We start from the raw sequence: 21,501 nt of genomic DNA on the forward strand, positions 1-21,501 counted from the left end.
CCACCGCCGTGGTGCACCTGGGCAGCGTGTTCATCGCCGAGGTCCTCGGCGCGGCCATCCCCACCGACTGGCTCACCCTCGCGGCCGGGGCCGACCGGTGGTGTGCAGGCTTCCGGTGCCGCCCCCGTTGACGACTTCTCCCGGCGCCCTCAGCCCAGGTCCCATCTGCGGCGGAGCTCGCGCAGGCGCCGCACCCGCTCCTCGACCGGCGGGTGCGCGGCGAACAGGCGCCCCACGCCCCCCGGGAACGGGTTGGTCGTCATCAGGTGGGAGGCGGCCAGCAGGGCGCGCTCCCGGGGCAGGGGGTGCTCACGGTTCCCCTCCTCCAGCCTGAGCAGTGCCGAGGCCAGCCCCAACGGGTCGCCGGTGATCTCCGCGGCCCGTTCGTCGGCCCGGAACTCCCGCGCACGACCCACACCGAAATAGACGACCACCGCCGCCAGCGGGGCCAGCACGGCCATCATCAGGCCGCCCAGGAGGTTGGGCAGGTCGGTCTCCTCGGAGTCCCCCAGGGGAAGTAGGAAGGAAACCGCGGTCAGGGCGGTGATGAGGGCGGTGAGGGTGGCCGCCACCGAGCTGATCAGCGTGTCGTAGGAGCGGATGTGCGCCAGCTCGTGCGCCAGGACCCCGCGCAGCTCGCGTTCGTCGAGGGCGCGCAGGAGCCCGGTCGTGCAGCACAGGGCCGCCCTGCGCGGGCTGTTCCCCGTCGCGAAGGCGTTGGGCGAGCGGATCGGGGACAGGTAGAGCCGGGGCATGGGCTGTCTCGCGGCGGTGGCCAGCTCCCGCACCATCCGGTAGAGCTCGGGCCGTTCGATCTCGCTGACCGGCCGGGCCCGCATGGCCCGCAACGCGAGGGAGTTCCCGAAGAGGTAGACCAGGATCGCGGCGCAGGCGACCAGCGCCACCGAGGCCTGCACGCCCTTCTCCGCCCCGCACAGCCAGCCGACGACGACGGCGAGCACCGAGGCGCCGACGAAGAGACCGACCGCGCGGATCGCGTTGACGTGCACGCGGCCCTCCTTCCGCTCTTGGCCGCTGCCCGGCTATGGATGCGTACATGGTGACAAACGTGCGGGTCGGCGTCTTGCGTTCCCCATGTGACCAGCTGTCGGTCACATCCCCCTTCCAGCCCGGACGCGGAGCGGCTGTGACAATGGCCACCCGCCCCGCGTCCGCGGGAGGGCGACGACCTATAGTGCGAGCGTGGCCCTCGTCACGGCCGACGGCCGTGAGGACACCACCCGGGTTGGCGCACCCGGGGCGTGTGGGGCCGCGCCGTCCCCTGACCCCGATCCAGGCACCCGGCCCGTGACCGCGAGCTTCGGCCGGGGACAGACACCACAGCGCCGCCGCCCGTCACGACCGGCGGCTGACCAAGGAGGTCGTCGATCTCAGTGGCCAAACGGATACAACAGCTCGACCGGGTCATCATCCGGTTCGCCGGGGACTCCGGCGACGGGATGCAGTTGACCGGAGACCGCTTCACCCAGGAGACCGCGTCGTTCGGCAACGACCTCTCGACCCTGCCGAACTTCCCCGCCGAGATCCGGGCCCCCGCCGGGACCCTGCCCGGGGTCTCCAGCTTCCAGCTCCACTTCGCCGACCACGACATCGTGACGCCGGGCGACGCCCCGGACGTGCTCGTGGCGATGAACCCCGCCGCCCTGAAGGCCAACCTCGGGGACCTGCCCGGGGGAGCGACCGTCATCGTCAACACCGACGAGTTCACCAAGCGCAGCCTCGCCAAGGTCGGATTCGCGACCGACCCCCTCACCGACGGCACCCTGGACGGCTTCCACGTCAGCGCGGTGGGCCTCACCTCGATGACGGTGGCCGCCCTGGAGGGGTCGGGGCTGTCGAAGAAGGACGCCCAGCGCGCGAAGAACATGTTCGCCCTGGGGCTGCTGTCGTGGATGTACAACCGGCCCACGGAGGGGACCACCTCGTTCCTGGAGTCCAAGTTCGCGAGTCGGCCGGAGATCCTCGCCGCCAACCTCACGGCGTTCCGGGCCGGGTGGAACTTCGGCGAGACGACGGAGGACTTCGCCGTCTCCTACGAGGTCAGACCGGCCAGGCTCGCGCCGGGCACCTACCGCAACATCACCGGGAACCTGGCCACCGCCTACGGGTTGATCGCCGGGTCCGAGCGGTCGGGCCTGCCCCTGTTCCTGGGCTCGTACCCGATCACCCCGGCCTCGGACATCCTGCACGAGCTGTCCCGGCACAAGCGGTTCGGCGTGCGCACGTTCCAGGCCGAGGACGAGATCGCGGGTGTCGGCGCGGCCGTCGGCGCCTCGTTCGGCGGTTCCCTCGGGGTCACGACCACCTCCGGCCCGGGCATGGTGCTCAAGCAGGAGGCCGTGGGTCTGGCGGTGATGACGGAGCTCCCGCTGGTCGTGGTCGACGTGCAGCGGGCCGGGCCCAGTACCGGCATGCCCACCAAGACCGAACAGACGGACCTGCTGATGGCGCTGTTCGGGCGCAACGGCGAGTCGCCGGTGCCGGTGGTGGCGCCCTCCTCCCCCGCCGACTGCTTCGACGCGGCCCTGGAGGCGGTCCGGCTGGCGGTGCGGTACCGGACCCCGGTGATCGTGCTGTCCGACGGCTACCTGGCCAACGGCTCCGAGCCCTGGCGGCTACCGGAGGTCGCGGACCTGCCGGTGATCGACCCCGGTTTCGCCACGGAGCCCAACGGCCCGGACGGCACCTTCCTTCCGTACCTGCGTGACGACCTGACCCTGGCCCGGCCCTGGGCGGTTCCGGGCACGGCGGGCCTGGAGCACCGGATCGGCGGGATCGAGAAGCACGCGCGGACCGGCGACATCTCCTACACGCCGGACAACCACGACCTGATGGTCCGCACCCGGCAGGCCAAGGTGGACGCCATCGCGCGGGACATCCCCGACCTGGAGGTGTCCGACCCCACGGGCGACGCCGACGTGCTCGTACTGGGCTGGGGCGGCACCCACGGTTCGATCACCGCCGCGGTGCGCCGCGTGCGCCGTGCGGGGGGCCGGGTCGCCCAGGCGCACCTGCGCCACCTCAACCCCTTCCCCGCCAACCTGGGCGAGGTCCTGCGGGGCTACGACCGGGTGGTGGTCCCGGAGATCAACCTGGGCCAGCTGTCGCTGCTGTTGCGCGGCCGCTTCCTGGTGGACGTGATCGGTTACAACAAGGTCCGCGGGCTGCCCTTCAAGGCCGAAGAGCTCGCTGACGTGCTGCGGGAGGTCATCGACCGTGACTGACGACACGAACGGCGCGCTCCCGGGCCGGGCCCCGGCCGGGCTGCGTCTGGTGCCCCGGACCGACACCGAGTACCGGGCGAAGGACTTCAAGTCCGACCAGGAGGTCCGCTGGTGCCCCGGGTGCGGCGACTACGCCGTCCTGGCCGCCTTCCAGTCGTTCCTGCCCCAGCTGGGGGTGCCGCGCGAGAACATCGTGATGGTGTCCGGGATCGGCTGTTCCTCCCGGTTCCCCTACTACCTGAGCACGTACGGCGTGCACTCGATCCACGGGCGTGCCCCGGCGATCGCGACGGGGCTGGCCGCCAGCCGACCGGACCTGTCGGTGTGGGTGGTCACGGGGGACGGCGACGGGCTGTCGATCGGCGGCAACCACCTGATCCACGCGCTGCGCCGCAACGTCAACATCAACATCCTGCTGTTCAACAACAGGATCTACGGGCTGACCAAGGGCCAGTACTCCCCCACCTCCGAGACCGGGAAGGTCACCAAGTCCTCGCCGACCGGGTCGCTGGACCACCCGTTCAACCCGGTGTCGCTGGCCCTGGGCGCGGAGGCGGGCTTCGTCGCGCGGACCGTGGACTCCGACCGCAAACACCTGACCTCGGTGCTGCGCGCGGCGGCGGACCACCCCGGCGCCTCGTTCGTGGAGATCTACCAGAACTGCCCGATCTTCAACGACGACGCCTTCGAGCCGCTGAAGGACCCGACCTCACGGGACCTGCGGCTGCTGCGCATGGAACACGGCGAGCCGCTCCGGCTGGGACCGGACCGGGGGGTGGTCGCGGACGGCTTCGGCGGGCTGGAGGTCGTGGACACGGCGTCGGTCGGTGAGGACCGGCTGATCCGGCACGACGCCCACCGCCCGGACCCGGGGTACGCGTTCGCACTGTCCAGGCTCGACCAGCCCGCCTTCGAGCACGTGCCGGTCGGGGTGTTCCGGGACGTGCGGCGGCCGGTCTACGACGAGATGCTCAACGCGCAGGTGGAGGAGGCCCGCACCCGCCAGGGCGCGGGCGACCTGGCGGCCCTGCTGTCCAGCGGTGACACGTGGACCGTGGAGTGACGGCGCCCTGACCCCCGCCATCGGTCAGGGGGTATTCCCCCGGGCGGCGTCGGGAAGTTCACCGTCGCCGCCCGGGGGTCGTCCCCGGTGCGTCGGCCTCCCAGGCCCTACGCTTCCCTCATGCGTATCGTCATCGCCGGTGGACACGGGAAGATCGCGCTGCGGCTGGCCAGGCTCCTGGCAGCACGCGGTGACCAGCCCGTCGCCCTCATCCGCAACCCCGACCACACCCAGGACGTCGTCGACGCCGGAGCCGAGCCGGTCGTCATCGACCTCGAGAAGGCCACGGTCACCGAGCTGACCGAGAGGATCATGGGCGCCGACGCCGTGGTGTTCGCCGCCGGCGCCGGGCCCGGCAGCGGCGCGGCCCGCAAGACCTCGGTGGACCACAAGGCGGCGTCCCTGACCGCGAACGCGGCGGCCCTGGCGGGGGTGCGCCGCCTGGTGCAGGTCTCCGCGATCAACGTGGACCAGCCGGTTCCCGAGGGCTCCGACGAGGTGTGGGCGGCGTACGTGGCGGCCAAGAAGGCGGCCGACGACGACCTGCGCGAGCACGACCTCGACCTGGACTGGACGATCCTGCGGCCCGGCCGGCTGACCGACGAGGCCGGAACCGGCCAGGTGGACCTGGGCGAGGACGTGGAGCGCGACTCGGTGACGCGGGACGACGTGGCCGCGGTGATCGTGGCACTGCTGGACGAGCCGGGGACGGCCAAGCGGGTCCTGAACCTGGTGAACGGCGGCACGCCGGTCGTGGAGGCGGTCCGCGCCGCCGCCGGATAGCGAACCCGTTCGGCGGCCCGGGCTCCGGACCGCCGGTTCCCGGTGCGGCACCGGGGGTGCCCGCGCGGCGCCCCCGGTGCCCCCGGCGGTTCCCGCCCTTGTCGGCGGTTCCGGGCCTCTGTGGCCAGATGCCCTCATAGGAGGCATGATGGGGGCGGAGCCCGGCGGAATCCCGTCACGGTGGACGCGGGCGACCGGGAACGAACCCGACGGGTGAAGCAGCTCCGCAGAGCAGATGGGTACGGTTATTCATGAGCGTCACGCAGGTCGTGAGGGACAGCACTGTCGTCGAGCACGCCAAGGTCGCCGCACAGCAGAAGCGTCGGATGTTCATCATCCAGCTGGAGGTCAACGCCTACGACGAGGCGTCCAGCAAGCTGCGGCCGGGCCTGACCCGCATCCTCGAGGGCATCGAGGAGGCCGGGTGGCGTCTGGAGCTGATCACCCCGAGCGAGACCGGTGAGTCCGCCGCCGCGCGTCTGTTCATCTTCCGCCCGGACACCGGGTCGACGAAGGAGTCCGGGGCCGAGGCGCCGCAGGCCCAGCAGCAGGTGGCGCAGGACCAGTCCGGCCAGCAGCAGGCCTACCAGCAGCACCCCACGGGCGCCCAGCAGCCGGACCCGTACGCGGGTTACGGCCAGGGCTACGGCCAGCAGCCGCAGTACCCCGGCTACGACCAGCAGCAGTACCCGGGTTACGGGCAGCAGCAACAGCCGGGATACGGCCAGCAGCCCGGCTATGGGCAGCAGTACCCGGGTTACGGACAGCAGCAGGGCTGGTAGCCGAACCCCTTCCGAACAGCGGGGCCCGCACGGTGAGACCGTGCGGGCCCCTTTTTCTTGTCCGGTTTGGCACCACCACGTCGGTTCATGTCGTGCATGGTCGGATTCCGATGCATTTGCCAGAACTCTGATCCAGGCACGCTTTCGTTTGTGTAACGCGGACGGGTTCCGTGTGGCGACATGCCCGCCATGTCCGACCCGAAGCCGAAGAATCTCCAGGGAAACTCTGGAATCTTCCCGGAAATCACTTCAAGCACGTGCCTAGCTACGCTAAGTTAATTCCGGCGGCCGCAGCCAACCTGTTTTGCACTTCCGAAAGGTAACCACCATGACCCGTATCGCCAAGGTTTCCGGTTTCGTCCTCGCCACCGGCCTCGCCTTCGGAGCCCTGACCGGGACCGCCGCGGCCGACAACAACGCCCAGATCCAGAACATCACCATCCCGGTCTGCCTCGACGTCCTCAAGGCCTCCGGCTTCAGCGCCAGCGGCTGCAACGTCGTCGACTGGAACTCCACCTCGGGCATCGCCGTCCACGACTAGGCCAGCCGTCGCGGGCCCCCTCTTCAGACCTTCCAGTTTCACCAGCGCAACACCAACCGAAAGGGATACACACCATGCAGCGCATCACCGCCGTCTCCGGTCTCCTCCTCGCCACCGGCCTCGCCCTGGGCGCCATGACCGGCACCGCCGCCGCGGACAACAACGCCCACATCCAGAACATCACGGTGCCGATCTGCGCCGACGTCATCTCCTTCGCCGGCTTCAGCTCCGAGGGCTGCAACGTCATCAACAGCACCAGCACCTCCGGCATCTCCGTCTTCGACTGGTAGTCGAGACTCCCGGAACGGGAACCACGCGGGGCACGGTGATCACCCACCGTGCCCCGCGTTTCGTGTGCTCAGCCCCCGCAGACCCCCTCCGCCACACCCTCGACCGCATCCGTGACCAGACGCGCGTGGGTCCCGGTGTCGAAGCGCGAGGTTCCGTAGCGGAGCTTGGCCCGCTCGATCCCCTCCGGCCGGAACCCCGCCCGGCGCGCCGCCACACACGACCCCGGGTTGTTCAGCCGGTGCCCCGTCTCCACCCGGAACAGGCCCAGCTCCCCGAAGGCGAACCGGGCCACCAGGTCGGCCCCGGCCGAGGCCACACCCCGGCCCTGCTCGGCCGGGTGCGTCCAGTACGACAGCCACCCCAGACCGTGCCTGCGGCTGGTGACGCCGAGCTGCGCGTGCCCCAACACGCGGTCCGTCCCGTCGACCACCGCGAACCCGTGGACGTCGCCCTCCGCGGCAAGGACCGGCCTCCGGTCGATCCACTCCAGAGCCTGGTCGCGCGTACGCGGCACCTCGGGCTCCTGACGGGCCAACTCGTCCCAGGCGAAGGCCTCCAGCAACCGGTCGGTGTCGCCCCGGTTCCACTCACGTAGGACGTACAACCGCCACCCCTCTCACCGACGTTCCCGATCGCGCCAACCTAGGGCCGGTCCCCCCACGAGGCAAGCGCCCCGCTCCGAACGGCCTCCGCCTGACGTGTCACGGAGGGCGAAGGGTGATACGTCTGTCCTGACATGACGACGACAGAGGTCTTCGAATCCCATCGCCCGCTGCTCAACGGGGTGGCCTACCGGGTCCTCGGGAGCGCCGCCGACGCCGAGGACGTGGTCCAGGAGGCGTGGCTGCGGTGGTCCGGGGTGCCCGTCGGCACGGTCGACAACCCCCGCGCCTACCTGGTCACCGTGGTGTCCCGGCTGGCCATCGACCGGCTGCGCAAAGCCAGCACCCAGCGCGAGTCCTACGTGGGCGAGTGGTTGCCCGAACCCGTCAGCGACCTGCCCGACGCCGCCGAGCGCGCCGAGCTCGCCGACTCGGTGGAGTTCGCGCTGATGGTGGTGCTGGAGACGCTCAGCCCCCTGGAGCGCGCCGTGTTCGTCCTGCACGAGGCCTTCCAGCTCCCCTACGCCGAGATCGCCGAGGTCATCGGGCGCAGTGAGGAGGCCACCCGCCAGCTGGCCCGGCGCGCCCGCGACCACGTGCGCGAACGCCGCCCACGTTTCGAGGCCGACCGCCCGAAGCGCCGCCGCATGACCGAACGCTTCCTCCGGGCCTGCCTGGAGGGCGACCTGGACGGGCTCACGGGCATGCTGGCCGAGGACGCCACCATGGTCAGCGACGGCGGTGGCAAGGCCCGGGCCCCGCTGCGGGTGCTGCACGGCCCCCGGAAGGTGGGCCGGTTCCTCACCTCGGTGACCGAGGAGCGCAACGTCACGCGCTTCCTGCGGTCCGTGGGCGCGGACACCATGGCGGAACTCTCCATGGAGGTCACCGAGGTGAACGGCGGCCCGGCGGCGGTGGTGAGCGCGCGGGGGGTTCCGGTGCTGCTGCTGGCCCTGGACGTCTTCGAGGACCGGGTCCGGCACGTGTACCTGATGGCCAACCCCGACAAGATGTCACGTCTGCGGACCGCCGACCCGTCCTAGGGGTATGGACATCACCGTTGTGGGCGGTGGCCTCGCCGGACTGACCGCGGCCATCGCCAGCGCCGAACTCGGCGCGAACGTCACCCTGCTGGAATCGCACCGGACCCTGGGCGGGCGGGCCCGCTCCACCGCACCGCCGTACGTGGCCAACGACGGCCCGCACGTGCTGTACTCCGACTCGGCGCCCTACGCGTGGCTGCGCGCGCGGGACCTGGTCCCGCCCGCCAGGACCATCTCACTGAGGGCCTCGCTGGGGGTGCGCTGGCGGTACCGGGGCAGCGTCGGCGGGCCGCCCGCGGCGGTGCTCCGCGCCGCCGCGCGCCGGAGGCTGCGCGCCCCGCACGACCGAGACTTCGGCTCGTGGGCCGAAGAGGCGCTGGGGGCCGCGTCCGCCCGCGCGGTGGGCAACATGATGGGGGTGGCACTCTTCGACGCGGAGCCCGCGCGACTGTCGGCCGCCTTCGTCTGGGACCGCTTCCTGCGCGTGACCCGGCCGGGCCTGCCCTCCCCCCGGTACGTGGTGGGCGGCTGGACCGCCCTGGTGGACCACCTCGCGGCGCGGGCCCGGCAGGCCGGGGTACGGATCGAACTGGAGGCCCGGGCCGAGGGACGGCCCGAGGGGGCGACCATCGTCGCCACGTCCCTGGACTCCGCGCGCGCCCTGCTCGGAGACCCCTCCCTGACCTGGGAGAGCGGCCACACGCTCATGGTGGACCTGGGGGTCCGGCGGCGCGCCGGGGACCCGTTCCTGGTGTTCGACTCCGACGAGTGCGGGTTCCTGGAGCGCTACAGCGTCGTGGACCCCACCCTCGCTCCGGCCGGGGAGGACTTGGTCCAGGCACAGCTGCCGGTACGGCCCGGGGAGTCGCGCGCCGCGACCACCGCGCGACTGGAGGCGCTGCTCGACACCGCCCTGGCGGGATGGCGTGACCGGCTCACCTGGCGCCGGGACCAGGTGGCCCGGGGTCGCACCGGGGCGCTGGACCTGCCGGGCACCACCTGGCGGGACCGGCCCGCCATCGACCGCGGGGACGGCGTCTACCTGGCCGGTGACGCCGTGGCTGCCCCGGGACTGCTGGGCGAGGTGGCCCTCACCAGCGCCGTGCGCGCCGCCGAGCTGGCCACGGGGCGGAGCACGTCACGGACCGGAGCCCGTTCGGGAGCGGGCGCCCCCTGACACCACGGGCCCGGGGCGTTCCGGTCCCGGGCCCGTGCCGTCCGGTCGGCGATCTGCGGTCCGCCCCCACCGACCCGCCGCGCCGGGAATCCGCGCACGCGGGACCGCCGGTCAGCCCGGTACGTGGCTGACCGCCTCCACGTTGTTGCCGTCCGGGTCGCGGACGAAGGCCCCGTAGTAGTGCTCGTGGTACTCGGGCCAGACCCGGGGCTCGTGCAGCACCTCGGCGCCGGTGGCGACAGCCGCCGCGAAGAAGGCGTCGACCGTCGCCCGGTCCGGTGCGCGGAAGGCGATGTGCGACTCCCGCGCGGGCCCCTCCGTCTCGCTGGGGGAGATCCAGAACTGGGGCTCCTCCGTGCCGTAGCCGATGACCGGCCCGAACTGGAGGACACGCCGGTGCCCCAGGGCGGCGAGGACGGCATCGTAGAAGGCGGTGCTGGCTTCGGGGTCGGCGACCTGGATTCCTAGGTGATCGAGCATGCTCCGAGTGTGACACGCGCCACCGACGTTCCGGCGGCTCCGCGCCACCGTGCCATCGGTCCGTTCGGGGCTGTGGAAACCCGCCGGTAACCCGGCTTCGCCGGAGACACTGGGCCTACCGGACCAGGAGAGGCGGTGTGCGTGCCATGACCACCAGGCACCCGGACGTACCCGAACGACGGCCGACGGCCCCGGGGTCAGGCGACCCAGCGGTAGAGGTGCTCGGGGCGGCCCGCCGAACCGTAGCGCATCCGCAGCTCGGCCCGGCCGTCCGCGCACAGGTGCTCCAGGTACCGGCGCGCGGTCACCCGGGAGACCCCGGAGCGTTCGGCGACGTCGGAGGCCGAGACCTCGCCCTCGGCCTCACGGAGCACACCCGCGACCAGGTCGACGGTGGCGGCGGTCAGCCCCTTGGGCAGCGACCGCGCGGCGGGCGGGCGCAGCAGCCCGAACAGCCGGTCCACGTCCTGCTGGGTGGCCTGCCGCTCGCCCTCCATCTGGCGCCGCGCCACCGCGTAGCGCTCCAGCTGGTCCCGCAGGGCGCTCAGCGGGAACGGTTTGAGCAGGTAGTGCACGGCCCCGCCGTGCAGGGCGGCGCGGACCTGGGCGATGTCGCGGACCGCGGTGATCATCAGGAAATCCGGCTGCGGCGCGCCGTGGCCGGTCGCCGAGCGCAGGGTGTGCATCACCGAGATGCCCGAGGCGTCCGGCAGGTGGAGGTCGAGCAGGACCAGGTCGGGGCGGTGGCCGCGCACCTGGGCCAGCGCGGCGGCCGCCGTGTGCGCCACGCCCACCACCGTGAACTCCGGCACCGACTCCACCAGCTCCTGGTGGTTGCGGGCCACCCGGACGTCGTCGTCGACCACCAGCACGCGGATCACCGGCCCACCCCCGCCGTGACCACCGGCAGGCAGGCGGTGAACACCGCGCCCTCCTCGGCGTCGGGTGCCTCCATCTCGATGCTTCCCCCTCTGCTCTCGCACACCTGCTTGACCAGCGCCAGCCCCAGACCACGGGTCCCCCCGTCACGGGAGGCCTTGGTAGTGAACCCGTAGCGGAAGATCTCCTCCGCCAGGTCGTCGGCCACCCCCTGCCCGGAGTCGGTCACCCGGATCTCCAGGAGGTCGTGGGGCAGCCCGGTGTCGGCCCGGGTGTGCAATCGCACCATGAGCTCCACCCACCCGTTCGGGGTGACCGCGTCCAGGGCATTGTCCACCAGGTTGCCCAGGGTCAGCAGCGCGTCGGAGCGCAGGTCGCCCTTGAGCGAGACCGGGACGCTGGTCATGGGTGACAGGCGCAGGTCCACGCCGAGCTCGGAGGCCTGCGCGGACTTGGCCAGGGTGAGCGCCGCCAGCGCGGGGTCGCGGACGTGCTCGGCCACCCCGCTGGAGGTGCGCGTGTGCGTGGCCGCGAGGTCGGCCAGGTAGGCGCGGGCCTCGTCGTGGGCGCCCAGCTCCAGCATCCCGGCGACCGTGTGCACCCGGTTGGCGAACTCGTGGGTCTGGGCGCGCAGCCCCCGGGTCACGGTTCGCGCCCCGTCGAGTTCGCCGGTGAGCCGGTCCACCTCGGTGCGGTCCCGCAGGGTGACCACGGCCCCGGCCTCCTCGCCCCGGATGCGCACGGGCATCCGGTTGGCGACCAGCACGCGCTCCCCGGAGAGCAGGATGAGGTCGTCCCCCGGGTCGGCGCCGGACACGATGTCGCGGACCCGCTCGGAGAGGCCGAGCTCGTCCAGGCGGCGGCCCTCCACCCCCCGGGGCAGGCCGAGCATGGTGCGGGCGGGCTGGTTGACCAGCAGGACCCGGTCGTCCCGGTCCACCGCGAGCACGCCCTCGCGCACCGCGTACAGCAGGGCCTCCCGGCTCTCCAGCAGGGCGGTGATGTCGGCCGGTTCCAGTCCGTGGGTCTTGGCGCGGACCTGGCGGGAGAGCACCCACGAACCGCCCACGCCGAGGATCAGCACGAGCACCGTGGCGGCGAGGATGACCGGGATGGAGGCGCGGGCGTCGGTGCTGGCGCTGGAGTCGAGGATGCCCAGGGACACGTACCCGATCACCTCCCCCCGGGCGTCGCCGCCGTTGACGGAGCCCCCGCCGGAGAACACGGGGATCTTCGCGCGCACCGTGCGGCCCTGGGTGCCGTCCTGCACACCCGTCCACTCGGTGCCGTTCACGACGGGTCCGGGGGCGGTGGACACCGTCTCCCCTATGCGCTCCTTGTCGGGGTGGGTGTGCCGGGTTCCGTCGGGTGAGGCGATGACCAGGTAGTCCGCGCCGGTGGCGGCGGAGATGCGGTCGGCCAGGGGGTCGAGCTCCTCGGAGGGGTCGGGGTCCCCGAGGCCCTCGACGACCTGGGGCAGGACCGCGACCGACCGGGCGACGGTGAGCACGCGTTCGGCGTACTGGCGGTCGGTCTCCCGGTTGAGGTGGATCGCCCAGAGGGAGCCGATGACGGTGAGGGCCACCGCCAGAAGGCAGACATATCCAATGAAAAGGGACCCGGTGAGTGTGAGGCGACCGGGAACGGGGCGTGGGTTCATGGGCACTCCAGTGGCCGGGGAGACATCTCCCGGCCGGTGAACGCGCAGGTCGGCGTCGTGGGGACGGCTTCGCCGTCAGGCTTCACGAACAATACGACCAATATGACTCCAGTTTTAACAAAGACCTCACAGTGGCGTGCCCGCCGTCACACTGTGGTCTGGATCTCCCCTGCGTCCGCGCACCGGGAGACGTGCACGGACACTCAGGAAGGAGAGGACGATGCGCGATCGTGGCGTGCCGCTCCGCGTGGCGGGAGGGCTCTGCGCCCTGCTCCTCGTCGGTACGGCACTGTACGACGTACGTCAGAGCGCCGCGTCCGGTGACGGGGCCCAGGAGAAGGTCCTGCTCATCGCACCGGCCGGACCCGGCGGCGGTTGGGACACCCTGGCCCGCGAGATGCAGAACGGCCTGCGCGAGGAGGACCTGCGCTTCAACGTGGAGGTCCGCAACGCGGAGGGCGCGGGCGGCACCATCGGGCTGGCCCAGACCGTGGGCCGCGACGGCCAGGACAACGTGCTGACCATGACCGGCCTGGGCATGGTGGGCGCGGTGGAGACCACCGGGTCGCTCTACACGATGGAGGACGCCACCCCCATCGCCCAGCTGGCGTCGGAGTACCTCGCGATCGTCGTCCCGAAGGACTCGCCCTACGAAACCATCGACGACCTCGCCGAGGACTGGAACGAGAAGTCCGGGACCCTGCCCGTGGCGGGCGGCTCCATGGGCGGCGTCGACCAGATCTTCGCCGCACAGGTCGCCCAGTCGATGGGCATCTCGCCCGGGGAGATCAACTACCTCCCCTACTCCGGCGGCGGCGAGACCCTGACCTCGCTGCTGTCCGGAACGTCGGCGGTCGGGTTCGGCACGCTGGGCGACTTCAGCGACCAGATCGAGGACGACGGCCCGCTGCGCGCGCTCGCCGTGTCCTCCCCCGAGCGCCTGGACGGCGTGGACATCCCGACCATGGTCGAGCTCGGCTACGACCTGGAGATGTCGAACTGGCGCGGGGTGATCGCCCCTCCCGGCCTGTCCGATGAGGAGGCCGACGAGCTGGAGGCGCTGGTGGGCGAACTGCTGGCCACCGAGTCGTGGGCGGACACCCTGGAACGCAACCGGTGGACCGACACCTACCAGGGGCGCGCCGAGTTCGAGGAGTTCCTCGCCGAGGAGGTCGCCCTGACCCAGGAGACCGTGAAGGAGCTGGGACTGTGACGCCCGACGAGACCCGCGCGACCGCCGGGTCGGAGAAGAATGCCGTGACCGGGAGCGCCGCCGAGGCCACAGGTGCGGCCGCGACTTCCGGGGACGCGGAGACGGCGGTGGCCACCAAGACCGGTGGGACCGCTGAGGCCTCCGGGACCACCGAGGTTTCCGGGACCACCGGGGCCACCAAGGCCGCCGGAACCCGTGCGGCGACCGAGCGGCCCGCCGGAGCCGAGGACCCAAGCCCCGCCGAGGAGGGCGACCACGCCCAGCCCTCCCAGGCCGAGGCGCTCGACCCCGAGACCACCGTCTGGCGCGGCCCCAGCGCGTGGATCATCCCCGCGCTGGTCGCGGTGCTGGGCGCCGTCGCCCTCTGGGGCGGCCTCACCATCGAGGCGCCGCCCAACGCCACCCGCCCCGGGCCCGGGGCCTTCCCCGGCACCGTGGGCGTGCTGCTGCTGGTCACCGCCGTGTGCATGGCCGTGGTCAACCTCCGCAACCGCGACACGGGCGACGCCGCCCCCGCCCTCGGCTGGTTCGAGGGCCGCCCCGTCCTGCTGGTCCTGGCCGGGCTGGTGGTGCACATCGCGCTGCTGGAGTTCCTCGGCTGGCTGCTCGCGGGTGCCCTGCTGTTCTGGATCGTGGCCTACGCCTTCGGCGCCCGCGCCCACCTGCGTGACGCGATCGTGGCGCTGTCGATGTCCGCGGCGGTCCAGGTCGGCTTCTCGCTCGGCCTCGGCCTCAGCCTGCCGGGCGGCTTCCTGGAGATGGTGCTCTGATGGACACACTGATCAACCTCGCGGACGGGTTGGCCGCCGCGCTGACCCCCCAGAACCTCATGTGGGCCTTCCTCGGCGTGCTGCTCGGCACCGCCGTGGGCGTCCTGCCGGGCATGGGCTCGGCCATGGCGGTGGCCCTGCTGCTGCCCGTCACCTTCCGCCTTGACCCCACCAGCGCGTTCATCCTGTTCGCCGGTGTGTACTACGGCGGCATGTTCGGCGGCGCCACCACCTCGATCCTGCTCAACACCCCCGGTCAGGCGTCGTCGATCGCCACCACCTACGAGGGCCACAAGATGGCTCTCAAGGGCAGGGCCGCCCAGGCGTTGGGCACGGCCGTGATCGGCTCGTTCGTGGCGAGCATCATCGGCACGCTGGTCGTGGCGCTGTTCGCCCCCGTCATGGTGGCGTTCGCGCTCAACTTCGGCCCCGGTGAGTACTTCGCCCTGACCGTGTTCTCGTTCGTGGCCGTGGCCGCGGTCGTGTCCGGCTCCGTGGTGCGCGGCATCGCGTCACTGCTCATCGGCCTGGCCATCGGGTTCGTCGGGATCGACGGCCAGAGCGGGGCCGCCCGGTTCGACTTCGGCTCCTCCAGTCTGCTGGACGGGATCGACATCGTCATCGTCACCGTGGGTCTGCTCGCCCTCGGTGAGGTGCTCTACATCGCGGCCCGAGGAAAGTCGGCGCCCAACTTCGCGGCGATCCGCACCGGCCGACCGTGGCTGGGCCGCAGGGACCTGCGCCGCTCCTGGAAGCCGTGGCTGCGCGGCACCGCGCTGGGCAGCGCCTTCGGTCCGATCCCCGGCAGCGGTGCCGAGATCCCCACCTTCCTGTCCCTGGGGCTGGAGCGCAAGCTGGCCGAGCGCCGCGAACGCCGGACCGGGGAGAAGAGCGAGTTCGGCCAGGGCGCCATCGAGGGTGTCGCCGGACCGGAGTCGGCCAACAACTCCAGCGCGGCGGGCACGATGGTCCCCCTGCTGGGCCTGGGCCTTCCGACGTCGGCGACGGCGGCGATCATGCTGGCCGCGTTCCAGCAGTACGGACTCCAGCCGGGGCCGGTGCTCTTCGAGCGCAACGCCGACCTGGTCTGGACCCTGCTGGCGTCCCTCCTGGTCGGCAGCGTGCTGCTGCTGGTGATCAACCTGCCGTTCGCACCGCTGTGGGCCAAACTGCTGAAGCTGCCCAAGCCGTACCTGTACGCGGGCATCACGCTGTTCTCGGTCCTGGCGGTGTACGCCATCAACACCTCCGTCACGCACCTGGTGATGCTGCTGGCGATCGCCCTGCTGGGGCTGGGGATGCGGACCTTCGGGGTCCCCGTCGCCCCCGCCCTGATCGGTGTGGTGCTCGGACCGATCGCCGAGACCGAGTTCCGCCGTGCGCTGGCCGCCTCCTCCGGCGACCCGTCGATCCTGGTGGGCAGCGGCATCTCGATCACCCTGTACGTCCTGGTGCTGGTCGCGGCCATGATTCCGCTGATCTCCATGGCGCGCCGCCGCGCGGCGGCGCGCCGGAGCGAGTCCGCGCGGACCGCCGAGCGCGTCTGACCACCCCGCGGGCCTGACCCTCCCGTCTCCCAGCGGCCCCCGGCACCGGTGGGTTCTAGCGGTGGTCGCAACACCCTGACTTTCAGGAGGTTGCGGCCACCGTGTCGTTTTCGAAGGAAGAACGGGACCGTCAGCGAACACGGTTCCTGGAACTGATGACCGAGGTCGGCAACGTCACCGACGCAGCCCGCTCCCTTGGCATCAACCCCCACACCGCGTTCGGGTGGGCACGCAAAGCAGGACTGCGCTCCCAGCGACGACAACGCCCCCACCCAGCACGAGGCGAGTATCACCGCCTGCGTAAAAGCGCTGTGCCTCGCCAAGAGGCCGCCCGCAGGGCCGGGATCAACGAGCGCACCGCCAAAGACTGGGACCGCGGGGTACGCAAGTCCGGCAACTCAAGGATCTACGCTGATGGCCGCCGGGTGAACTACTCCACCGGGCAGACCATCATGGAGTCCATGACCACCCCGCAACCGGTGATGGACGCACTCGAACGCCAGGTGCATCCGCGATTTTTGGCCCTGCCCGAGCGCGAGAGGATCGCCGACCTTGACCGGGCGGGGTGGAGCCTGCGAGCGATCGGCCGCGACCTGGGACGTCCCGCCTCCACGATCAAGCGTGAGCTGGACCATCACCGCGACACCGACGGCTCCTACGGCGCTTACACGGCCCAGCGCCGAACGGTCGCCCGGCGGGCGCGTCCCAAAGGCGCCAAACTGGCAGAGCCCGGCCCTTTGCGCGACTACGTCGCCCAGGGGTTGCGAAAGCGATGGTCACCGCAGCAGATCAGCAACCGGCTCGGCCAGGACCACCCCGAGGACCAGGAGATGCGTGTGAGCCACGAGACGGTCTACCAAGCGCTCTATGTCCAGGCCCGTGGCGGGCTCAAGCGCGAGGTCGCCGCCGCTTTGCGCACCGGCCGTATCCGACGCAAGTCCCGCCGCTCCCCCGAGCACAGGCAGAGCCGGTTCACCGACCCGATGGTGATGATCAGCGAGCGTCCCGCCGAGATCGAAGACCGTGCCGTTCCTGGGCACTGGGAAGGGGATTTGATCACGGGGGCGCACAACAAGTCCGCGATCATCACCCTGGTCGAGCGCTCCACCCGGTACGTGATGCTCGGCCACCTGCCCGGCGAGCACACCGCCGAGGCGGTCGGAGGCGTTCTGAGCGAACTGATCACCGCGTTGCCCGAGCATCTGCGCGGGTCATTGACCTGGGACCAGGGCAGCGAGATGGCTGGCCACAAGAAATTCTCCGTGGCTACGGGGGTGCCGGTGTTCTTCTGCGATCCGGCCTCGCCATGGCAGAGGGGGTCGAACGAGAACACGAACGGGCTGCTGCGGCAGTACTTTCCCAAGGGCACGGATCTGTCAGTGCTTGGCCGGTTGGATCTGGAGCGTGTGGCTCAGGAGCTGAACGGTCGGCCACGCAAGACGCTCGGCTGGGAAACTCCAGCCGAGCGTCTGCCTACACTCGTCTCAATCAACGAGGTGTTGCGAGGACCCGTTGAATCCACCACCGCGCGGGTCGGGGGCCGCTCCCGTGTCCGCACGTTCCGGTACGTGAAGTCTCCTCTGAGGGACCGACGCATGTTCTGTCCCGTGCGCGGAGGAAGAGGCCCCGGCCCCTGGCACCCAGCGGGCCCAGACCGGATGCGGTCTGGGCCTGTCGGGCGCCGGGGGTCTACACCTGGTCGGTGCGGATGGCGCCAAGGGCAGCGGCCCACTCGGGCCCGGCGAACCCCAGGGTGCCGTGGTCACGGTTCTGGGTGTCACGGACCAGGTGCTCACCGGGGAGGTCGGCAACTTCGACACAGTTGCCGTTACCGCCGCTGTAGCTGCTCTTGCGGAAGGTGAGTTCGTGGGTGTGGGGGCGCATGAGAGGGACCTCCGTTGGGGTGGGGGTGCTGACTGGCTCATGCTCAGTTCTGCCCGCTTCTACGCCCTGTGTGCAGAGGAAGACGACTCGAATCCCGTTCCAGTTGCGAACCGTGGAGCCTGATCAACATACGCATAGCAGAGGTGAGCGGCGCCCCTCGGATGTCGAGACGTGGAGGGGCCCAGGTGCACTCACTGGACCCCTCTGCTTGCTATGAGCGAGTGACGGTGCTCAGCGCTGCCTGCCACTCAGTCGCGCTGAACAGGAGGTGGCCGAGCTCGCGGTTTTGGGTGTCTCGTACAGCGGACACTCCGGGGAGGTCAGCGACCTCGATGCAGTTCTGTCCCTGAGGCTGGCTGTAGGAGGACTTGCGGAACAGGTCGTTCGGGATGGTTGAGTTCATCATCGGTTCCTAGGTGATCATTTCTGTCAGGCGTTTCACGGTCTCATCTGGTGTGAGCGCCGCGATCCGCAGATGGCCGAAGACGTTGCGGTACCGCGCTACCTCATCTGGTTCCTCCAAGTACAGCCCGTCGGTATCCGTCTCCAGGAAGACGATCGACGGGTCAACTGCCTCAGGGAAGTCCATGATCACGAACGGGCCGCCAAGCCCTGGGCTCAGACGGTACGCAGGGGTCATCTGGATGGTGGTCGTCGCCAACGATGCGACCTCCAGCAAGTACTCCACCTGCCGCTTGAGCGTATCGGGGTGGTCAGCTGACAGAGCGTTCAGCGCCCCTTCGGAGAACACGGCCCACAGTTCAGGAGGGTCTGTATTGAGGATTCTCTGTCTTTCGATCCGAGCGTCGACCGCACGCTGAACACTGTGCTCATCGCCAACCTTCGCGGCCTTGGCCAGTACTCGCGAGTACTCCGGAACCTGGAGAAGACCCGGGATCACGAGGGGCTCCCAGGTGCTGATCACGCTCGCTTCGGCTTCGAAGCCGATGAACTTGCCAGACAGGACATCTCTGTAGCGTGTCCACCACCCGCTCTCGCGTGACTGGCGGACCAGATTCAGAATCTCCTCACGTTCCCGCTCGTCAGTCACCCGGTAGGCATCGAGCAGAGCCCGCACTTCATGTACCTGGGGGCGTTTCTTCACCCCGGACTCGATGTTGCTGATGGTGGTGCGCGACATTTCGGCAGCTGGTGCTGCTTCATCGAGGGTCATCCGCGCGGCATCACGACGTCGTCGGAGCTCATCAGACAGGCGTCGGCGGCGGACGGTGGGGCTGTATCGCTGCGTCATCGCTCTCCCGGTCGCTGGTCGCACACCAAATCCTAGATCCTTCGGTCCGCCGAACTGGACATTCATGGATTTCCCGGACGGGATTTCAGCATGGCCTTGAAAATCGGAAATTCAGGTTCCATGATGATGCTAACTCGAAATCCCTGTTGGGTCTCCCGCCCGGCACTGTCCGTACCGGAGGTGTGCGCTGATGGCGCCCCGTTACCTGAAACTCTGCGAGCTGGCGTGTACCCGCTACCTCGCTTCCGAGGCGATACGTCGCCCTCGCCCTAGGCAGGCGGCCCGTGTGCGCCCCTTCGCCGCGAACCCCCGCCGCCACCACCCGTCCCGCTCCTGGAGCCCGGTCATCCCCTCGCCCCGCAGGCCCATCGACGCGGTCCCGGCGGAAGTCCTGCGGGCCGTGCTCGCCGGGTTGCGGCGTTTGGTGGTGACCTCGTGAGGCCCGCGCCGCCGTTCTCCCCCGAACTCGCCCACCGCGAAGTGGTGGCTCCGGTGGCGAGCTTCATCAAGCCGTTCCACTCGCACTACTTCTCCCGCACCGTCGGACCCCCCTACCGCAAGCGCCAGTACTCCTTCGCCGGACTCCCCGGACTCATGCCGTTGGTTCGCGCGTTCCTGGACACCAGCGCGGCCGAGCGGTGTGAGGAGTACCAGTTCCTGTTCACCCTCCTGGGCAGCGAGCTGGCGAACAACGCCATCAAGCACAGCCGGTCGAGTGAGCGGGGCAGTACCTACACGCTCACCATCGACCGGGGCGCGAAGGGGATGACGCTGACCTGCCGGGACCAGGGCAGCCGCCTGCCCCAGGACAAGGGCACCTTCACCGCCGCCACGTTCGCTGACATCGAAGCGGGAACCGCGACGGGGCGGGGGTTGGCGCTGATCGACACTTTGGCGGACCGGTGGGGGGACAACGGGGACCCGAAGTTCCGCCAGGTGTGGTTCTTCCTCGCCTACGACCTCACCAACAACCCGTGGTCCCTGATCGACGCCGGGAACACCACAACCCCCAAGAACCCCGAGACCCCCGAAAGCTCTGGGTGTCGTCGCTGCGCCGGGACCACCGGGAGCACTGGGAACACCGCGAGCGCGGGGAGTCCGGAAGGGCCCGGGAACCCTGCGAGCTCCGAGAACCCCGAGATCTTCGGGACGTCTGAGGGGCCCGAGAACGCTCAGGGCCCCGGGACCTCAGAGAACCCCAAGAGTCCCGAGAACTCTGAGGGGCTTCAGAACGCTGGGATCACGGACACGAATGAGGTGGAGTGCTGATGGACATCAACACCCAGGACCTCCTGGCGACCGCTGAGGACGCCATCACCGCGCCCCCACACCTGACCCGGGCGCAGTCGGATCAGTGGTTCAACTACACCCTGCGCCACCGGCTCCCGCGCGTGCGGGAGGCGTTGCGGATCGCCCGAGAACCGGGCAACACCGCGCTCGCGGTGGAGATGATCGAGCAGGCCATCCACGACTACCCCGCCCCGACCTCCCCGGGACGGATGGTCAGGCCCCTCAACAACACCAGCACCTTTCGGACGTTGCCGCTGTTGGAGCAGGAACTGACCCACCTCTTCCACACCGACTGGATCACCACCGTGGAAGGCACCACCCCCAACGAGGTCTACGTAGGCCGCCGACCCCTCGGCTGGACGGGCCAAGGGGACCCATTCGAGAGGGTCACCGCACCCACCCGCACCGAGCTCTTCCGCAAGCTCTCCCGCCGCTTCCGCAACGACCGCAAGAACGACCCGGAACCCCCAGACGCCGCCTGAGAGCTCCAGGGACCTCAACACTCCAGCGCCTGAGGACCCCGGTGTCTGAGCACTCCGGAGTCCGAAGGCGTTCATGAAAAAGCTCTGGCGGGTGCGCGAACACCCCCAGAGCAGGCCGACAACCCACGCTCCGTTGAAGAGAAGAGATTGCCGACATGGCCATTGTGCCGCACACGCACCCGCCCACGCACGCTCTCGACCCGACGATCGCCCCGCCCGAACCCGGCTTCCGGTGGGAGTGCCGGGTCTACCCCGGACAGCTCGCTCTGATCAGCCAGGTCCGGACCGACATGTGCACCGACCTCAACCGCCTGGTCGCTCTCCCGGAGGAGGCTCGGGAGGAGATGGTGTTGTGCGCCAGCGAGATGTTCGCCAACGCCTGCGACCACTCCCGCTCCGGACACGACCCCGACGGCAGGGTCGTCCGCACCCTGGAAGCACCGGTCCCGGGCCTGGTGAGGGTGTCGATCATCGACGACGGTGCAAGGACGGACACCACCGTGGACTCTCTCCCGAG

23 protein-coding genes and 2 pseudogenes are annotated in these 21,501 nt (G+C 70.5%); 17 read left to right on the plus strand and 8 right to left on the minus strand.

Annotated features, from left to right (window positions below; all coding sequences use genetic code 11):
* Positions 1-89: pseudogene (locus tag ABZ635_RS25185) on the plus strand (UPF0016 domain-containing protein); the annotation flags it as partial.
* Between the two features lie 60 nt (positions 90-149).
* On the opposite strand, the gene ABZ635_RS25190 reads toward ABZ635_RS25185, so the two are convergent.
* On the minus strand, positions 150-1,010 hold the full coding sequence (locus ABZ635_RS25190; protein ID WP_357769454.1) for a M48 family metalloprotease: 861 nt from the start codon (positions 1,008-1,010) through the stop codon (positions 150-152).
* A 384-nt stretch (positions 1,011-1,394) separates the two neighbouring features.
* Here ABZ635_RS25190 and ABZ635_RS25195 point away from each other — a divergent pair, with 384 nt between their 5' ends.
* The 6 genes from ABZ635_RS25195 to ABZ635_RS25220 all read left to right on the plus strand — a co-directional run bounded on the left by ABZ635_RS25195 (position 1,395) and on the right by ABZ635_RS25220 (position 6,704).
* Positions 1,395-3,245 (plus strand): 2-oxoacid:acceptor oxidoreductase subunit alpha, encoded by a 1,851-nt coding sequence (locus ABZ635_RS25195; RefSeq protein ID WP_357769456.1) that lies wholly within the window; start codon positions 1,395-1,397, stop codon positions 3,243-3,245.
* Positions 3,238-4,308, plus strand: a complete 1,071-nt coding sequence (locus ABZ635_RS25200) for a 2-oxoacid:ferredoxin oxidoreductase subunit beta (RefSeq protein ID WP_357769458.1) — start codon at positions 3,238-3,240, stop codon at positions 4,306-4,308. The genes ABZ635_RS25195 and ABZ635_RS25200 overlap by 8 nt, the downstream gene beginning before the upstream one ends.
* 120 nt (positions 4,309-4,428) lie before the next feature.
* Entirely contained in the window at positions 4,429-5,091 is a 663-nt protein-coding gene (locus ABZ635_RS25205; RefSeq protein WP_357769459.1) for an NAD(P)H-binding protein, read from the plus strand.
* Between the two features lie 251 nt (positions 5,092-5,342).
* The gene (locus tag ABZ635_RS25210) at positions 5,343-5,873 is read left to right on the plus strand and encodes a hypothetical protein (protein ID WP_357769461.1); all 531 of its coding nucleotides are present in this window, start codon (positions 5,343-5,345) and stop codon (positions 5,871-5,873) included.
* 328 nt (positions 5,874-6,201) lie between these two features.
* Positions 6,202-6,414 (plus strand): hypothetical protein, encoded by a 213-nt coding sequence (locus tag ABZ635_RS25215; RefSeq protein WP_357769463.1) that lies wholly within the window; start codon positions 6,202-6,204, stop codon positions 6,412-6,414.
* A gap of 74 nt (positions 6,415-6,488) precedes the next feature.
* Positions 6,489-6,704, plus strand: a complete 216-nt coding sequence (locus ABZ635_RS25220; protein ID WP_357769465.1) for a hypothetical protein — start codon at positions 6,489-6,491, stop codon at positions 6,702-6,704.
* Between the two features lie 68 nt (positions 6,705-6,772).
* Here ABZ635_RS25220 and ABZ635_RS25225 read toward each other — a convergent pair whose 3' ends face one another.
* The gene (locus tag ABZ635_RS25225; protein ID WP_357769467.1) at positions 6,773-7,309 is read right to left on the minus strand and encodes a GNAT family N-acetyltransferase; all 537 of its coding nucleotides are present in this window, start codon (positions 7,307-7,309) and stop codon (positions 6,773-6,775) included.
* Between the two features lie 132 nt (positions 7,310-7,441).
* Between ABZ635_RS25225 and sigJ the strand changes: the two genes are divergently transcribed.
* Positions 7,442-8,350, plus strand: coding sequence for an RNA polymerase sigma factor SigJ (gene sigJ / locus ABZ635_RS25230; protein ID WP_357769469.1), 909 nt, complete (start codon positions 7,442-7,444; stop codon positions 8,348-8,350).
* Between the two features lie 4 nt (positions 8,351-8,354).
* On the plus strand, positions 8,355-9,527 hold the full coding sequence (locus ABZ635_RS25235; RefSeq protein WP_357769470.1) for an NAD(P)-binding protein: 1,173 nt from the start codon (positions 8,355-8,357) through the stop codon (positions 9,525-9,527).
* A 111-nt stretch (positions 9,528-9,638) separates the two neighbouring features.
* Here ABZ635_RS25235 and ABZ635_RS25240 read toward each other — a convergent pair whose 3' ends face one another.
* The 3 genes from ABZ635_RS25240 to ABZ635_RS25250 form a co-directional block, all read right to left on the minus strand.
* Complete coding sequence (locus ABZ635_RS25240; protein ID WP_357769472.1) at positions 9,639-10,007, minus strand: VOC family protein; 369 nt, start codon at positions 10,005-10,007, stop codon at positions 9,639-9,641.
* A 197-nt stretch (positions 10,008-10,204) separates the two neighbouring features.
* Complete coding sequence (locus tag ABZ635_RS25245) at positions 10,205-10,888, minus strand: response regulator (protein WP_357769473.1); 684 nt, start codon at positions 10,886-10,888, stop codon at positions 10,205-10,207.
* On the minus strand, positions 10,885-12,546 hold the full coding sequence (locus tag ABZ635_RS25250) for a sensor histidine kinase (protein WP_357769475.1): 1,662 nt from the start codon (positions 12,544-12,546) through the stop codon (positions 10,885-10,887). The genes ABZ635_RS25245 and ABZ635_RS25250 overlap by 4 nt, the downstream gene beginning before the upstream one ends.
* Before the next feature lie 220 nt (positions 12,547-12,766).
* Here ABZ635_RS25250 and ABZ635_RS25255 point away from each other — a divergent pair, with 220 nt between their 5' ends.
* From ABZ635_RS25255 to ABZ635_RS25270, 4 genes and pseudogenes are all read left to right on the plus strand, one after another.
* Positions 12,767-13,759, plus strand: coding sequence for a tripartite tricarboxylate transporter substrate-binding protein (locus ABZ635_RS25255; protein ID WP_357769477.1), 993 nt, complete (start codon positions 12,767-12,769; stop codon positions 13,757-13,759).
* Positions 13,756-14,529, plus strand: a complete 774-nt coding sequence (locus ABZ635_RS25260; RefSeq protein ID WP_357769478.1) for a tripartite tricarboxylate transporter TctB family protein — start codon at positions 13,756-13,758, stop codon at positions 14,527-14,529. The genes ABZ635_RS25255 and ABZ635_RS25260 overlap by 4 nt, the downstream gene beginning before the upstream one ends.
* Positions 14,529-16,076 carry a tripartite tricarboxylate transporter permease gene (locus tag ABZ635_RS25265; RefSeq protein ID WP_357769479.1) on the plus strand — a complete coding sequence of 516 codons (1,548 nt, stop codon included), beginning with the start codon at positions 14,529-14,531 and terminating at the stop codon, positions 16,074-16,076. The genes ABZ635_RS25260 and ABZ635_RS25265 overlap by 1 nt, the downstream gene beginning before the upstream one ends.
* A gap of 311 nt (positions 16,077-16,387) precedes the next feature.
* Positions 16,388-17,563 (plus strand): annotated as a pseudogene (locus ABZ635_RS25270) (IS30 family transposase); the annotation flags it as partial.
* Positions 17,564-17,765: 202 nt separating this feature from the next.
* On the opposite strand, the gene ABZ635_RS25275 reads toward ABZ635_RS25270, so the two are convergent.
* From ABZ635_RS25275 to ABZ635_RS25285, 3 genes are all read right to left on the minus strand, one after another.
* A complete protein-coding gene (locus tag ABZ635_RS25275; protein WP_357769480.1) occupies positions 17,766-17,960 on the minus strand; it encodes a DUF397 domain-containing protein in 195 nt (64 codons plus the stop codon).
* A 211-nt stretch (positions 17,961-18,171) separates the two neighbouring features.
* On the minus strand, positions 18,172-18,363 hold the full coding sequence (locus ABZ635_RS25280) for a DUF397 domain-containing protein (protein ID WP_357769490.1): 192 nt from the start codon (positions 18,361-18,363) through the stop codon (positions 18,172-18,174).
* A 9-nt stretch (positions 18,364-18,372) separates the two neighbouring features.
* Positions 18,373-19,212 carry a helix-turn-helix transcriptional regulator gene (locus ABZ635_RS25285; protein WP_357769481.1) on the minus strand — a complete coding sequence of 280 codons (840 nt, stop codon included), beginning with the start codon at positions 19,210-19,212 and terminating at the stop codon, positions 18,373-18,375.
* A 190-nt stretch (positions 19,213-19,402) separates the two neighbouring features.
* Between ABZ635_RS25285 and ABZ635_RS25290 the strand changes: the two genes are divergently transcribed.
* From ABZ635_RS25290 to ABZ635_RS25305, 4 genes are all read left to right on the plus strand, one after another.
* Entirely contained in the window at positions 19,403-19,651 is a 249-nt protein-coding gene (locus ABZ635_RS25290; protein ID WP_357769483.1) for a hypothetical protein, read from the plus strand.
* Complete coding sequence (locus ABZ635_RS25295; protein WP_357769485.1) at positions 19,648-20,481, plus strand: ATP-binding protein; 834 nt, start codon at positions 19,648-19,650, stop codon at positions 20,479-20,481. Before ABZ635_RS25290 ends, ABZ635_RS25295 begins: the two co-directional genes overlap by 4 nt.
* Positions 20,481-20,984 (plus strand): hypothetical protein, encoded by a 504-nt coding sequence (locus tag ABZ635_RS25300; RefSeq protein ID WP_357769487.1) that lies wholly within the window; start codon positions 20,481-20,483, stop codon positions 20,982-20,984. Before ABZ635_RS25295 ends, ABZ635_RS25300 begins: the two co-directional genes overlap by 1 nt.
* 155 nt (positions 20,985-21,139) lie before the next feature.
* Positions 21,140-21,501, plus strand: a 362-nt coding sequence (locus ABZ635_RS25305) for an ATP-binding protein (RefSeq protein WP_357769488.1), incomplete at its 3' end; no start/stop codon positions are given.

Origin of the sequence: Nocardiopsis sp. NPDC007018 (genome assembly GCF_040635075.1) — a bacterium.
In the GTDB taxonomy this organism is placed as follows: Bacteria; Actinomycetota; Actinomycetes; order Streptosporangiales; family Streptosporangiaceae; genus Nocardiopsis.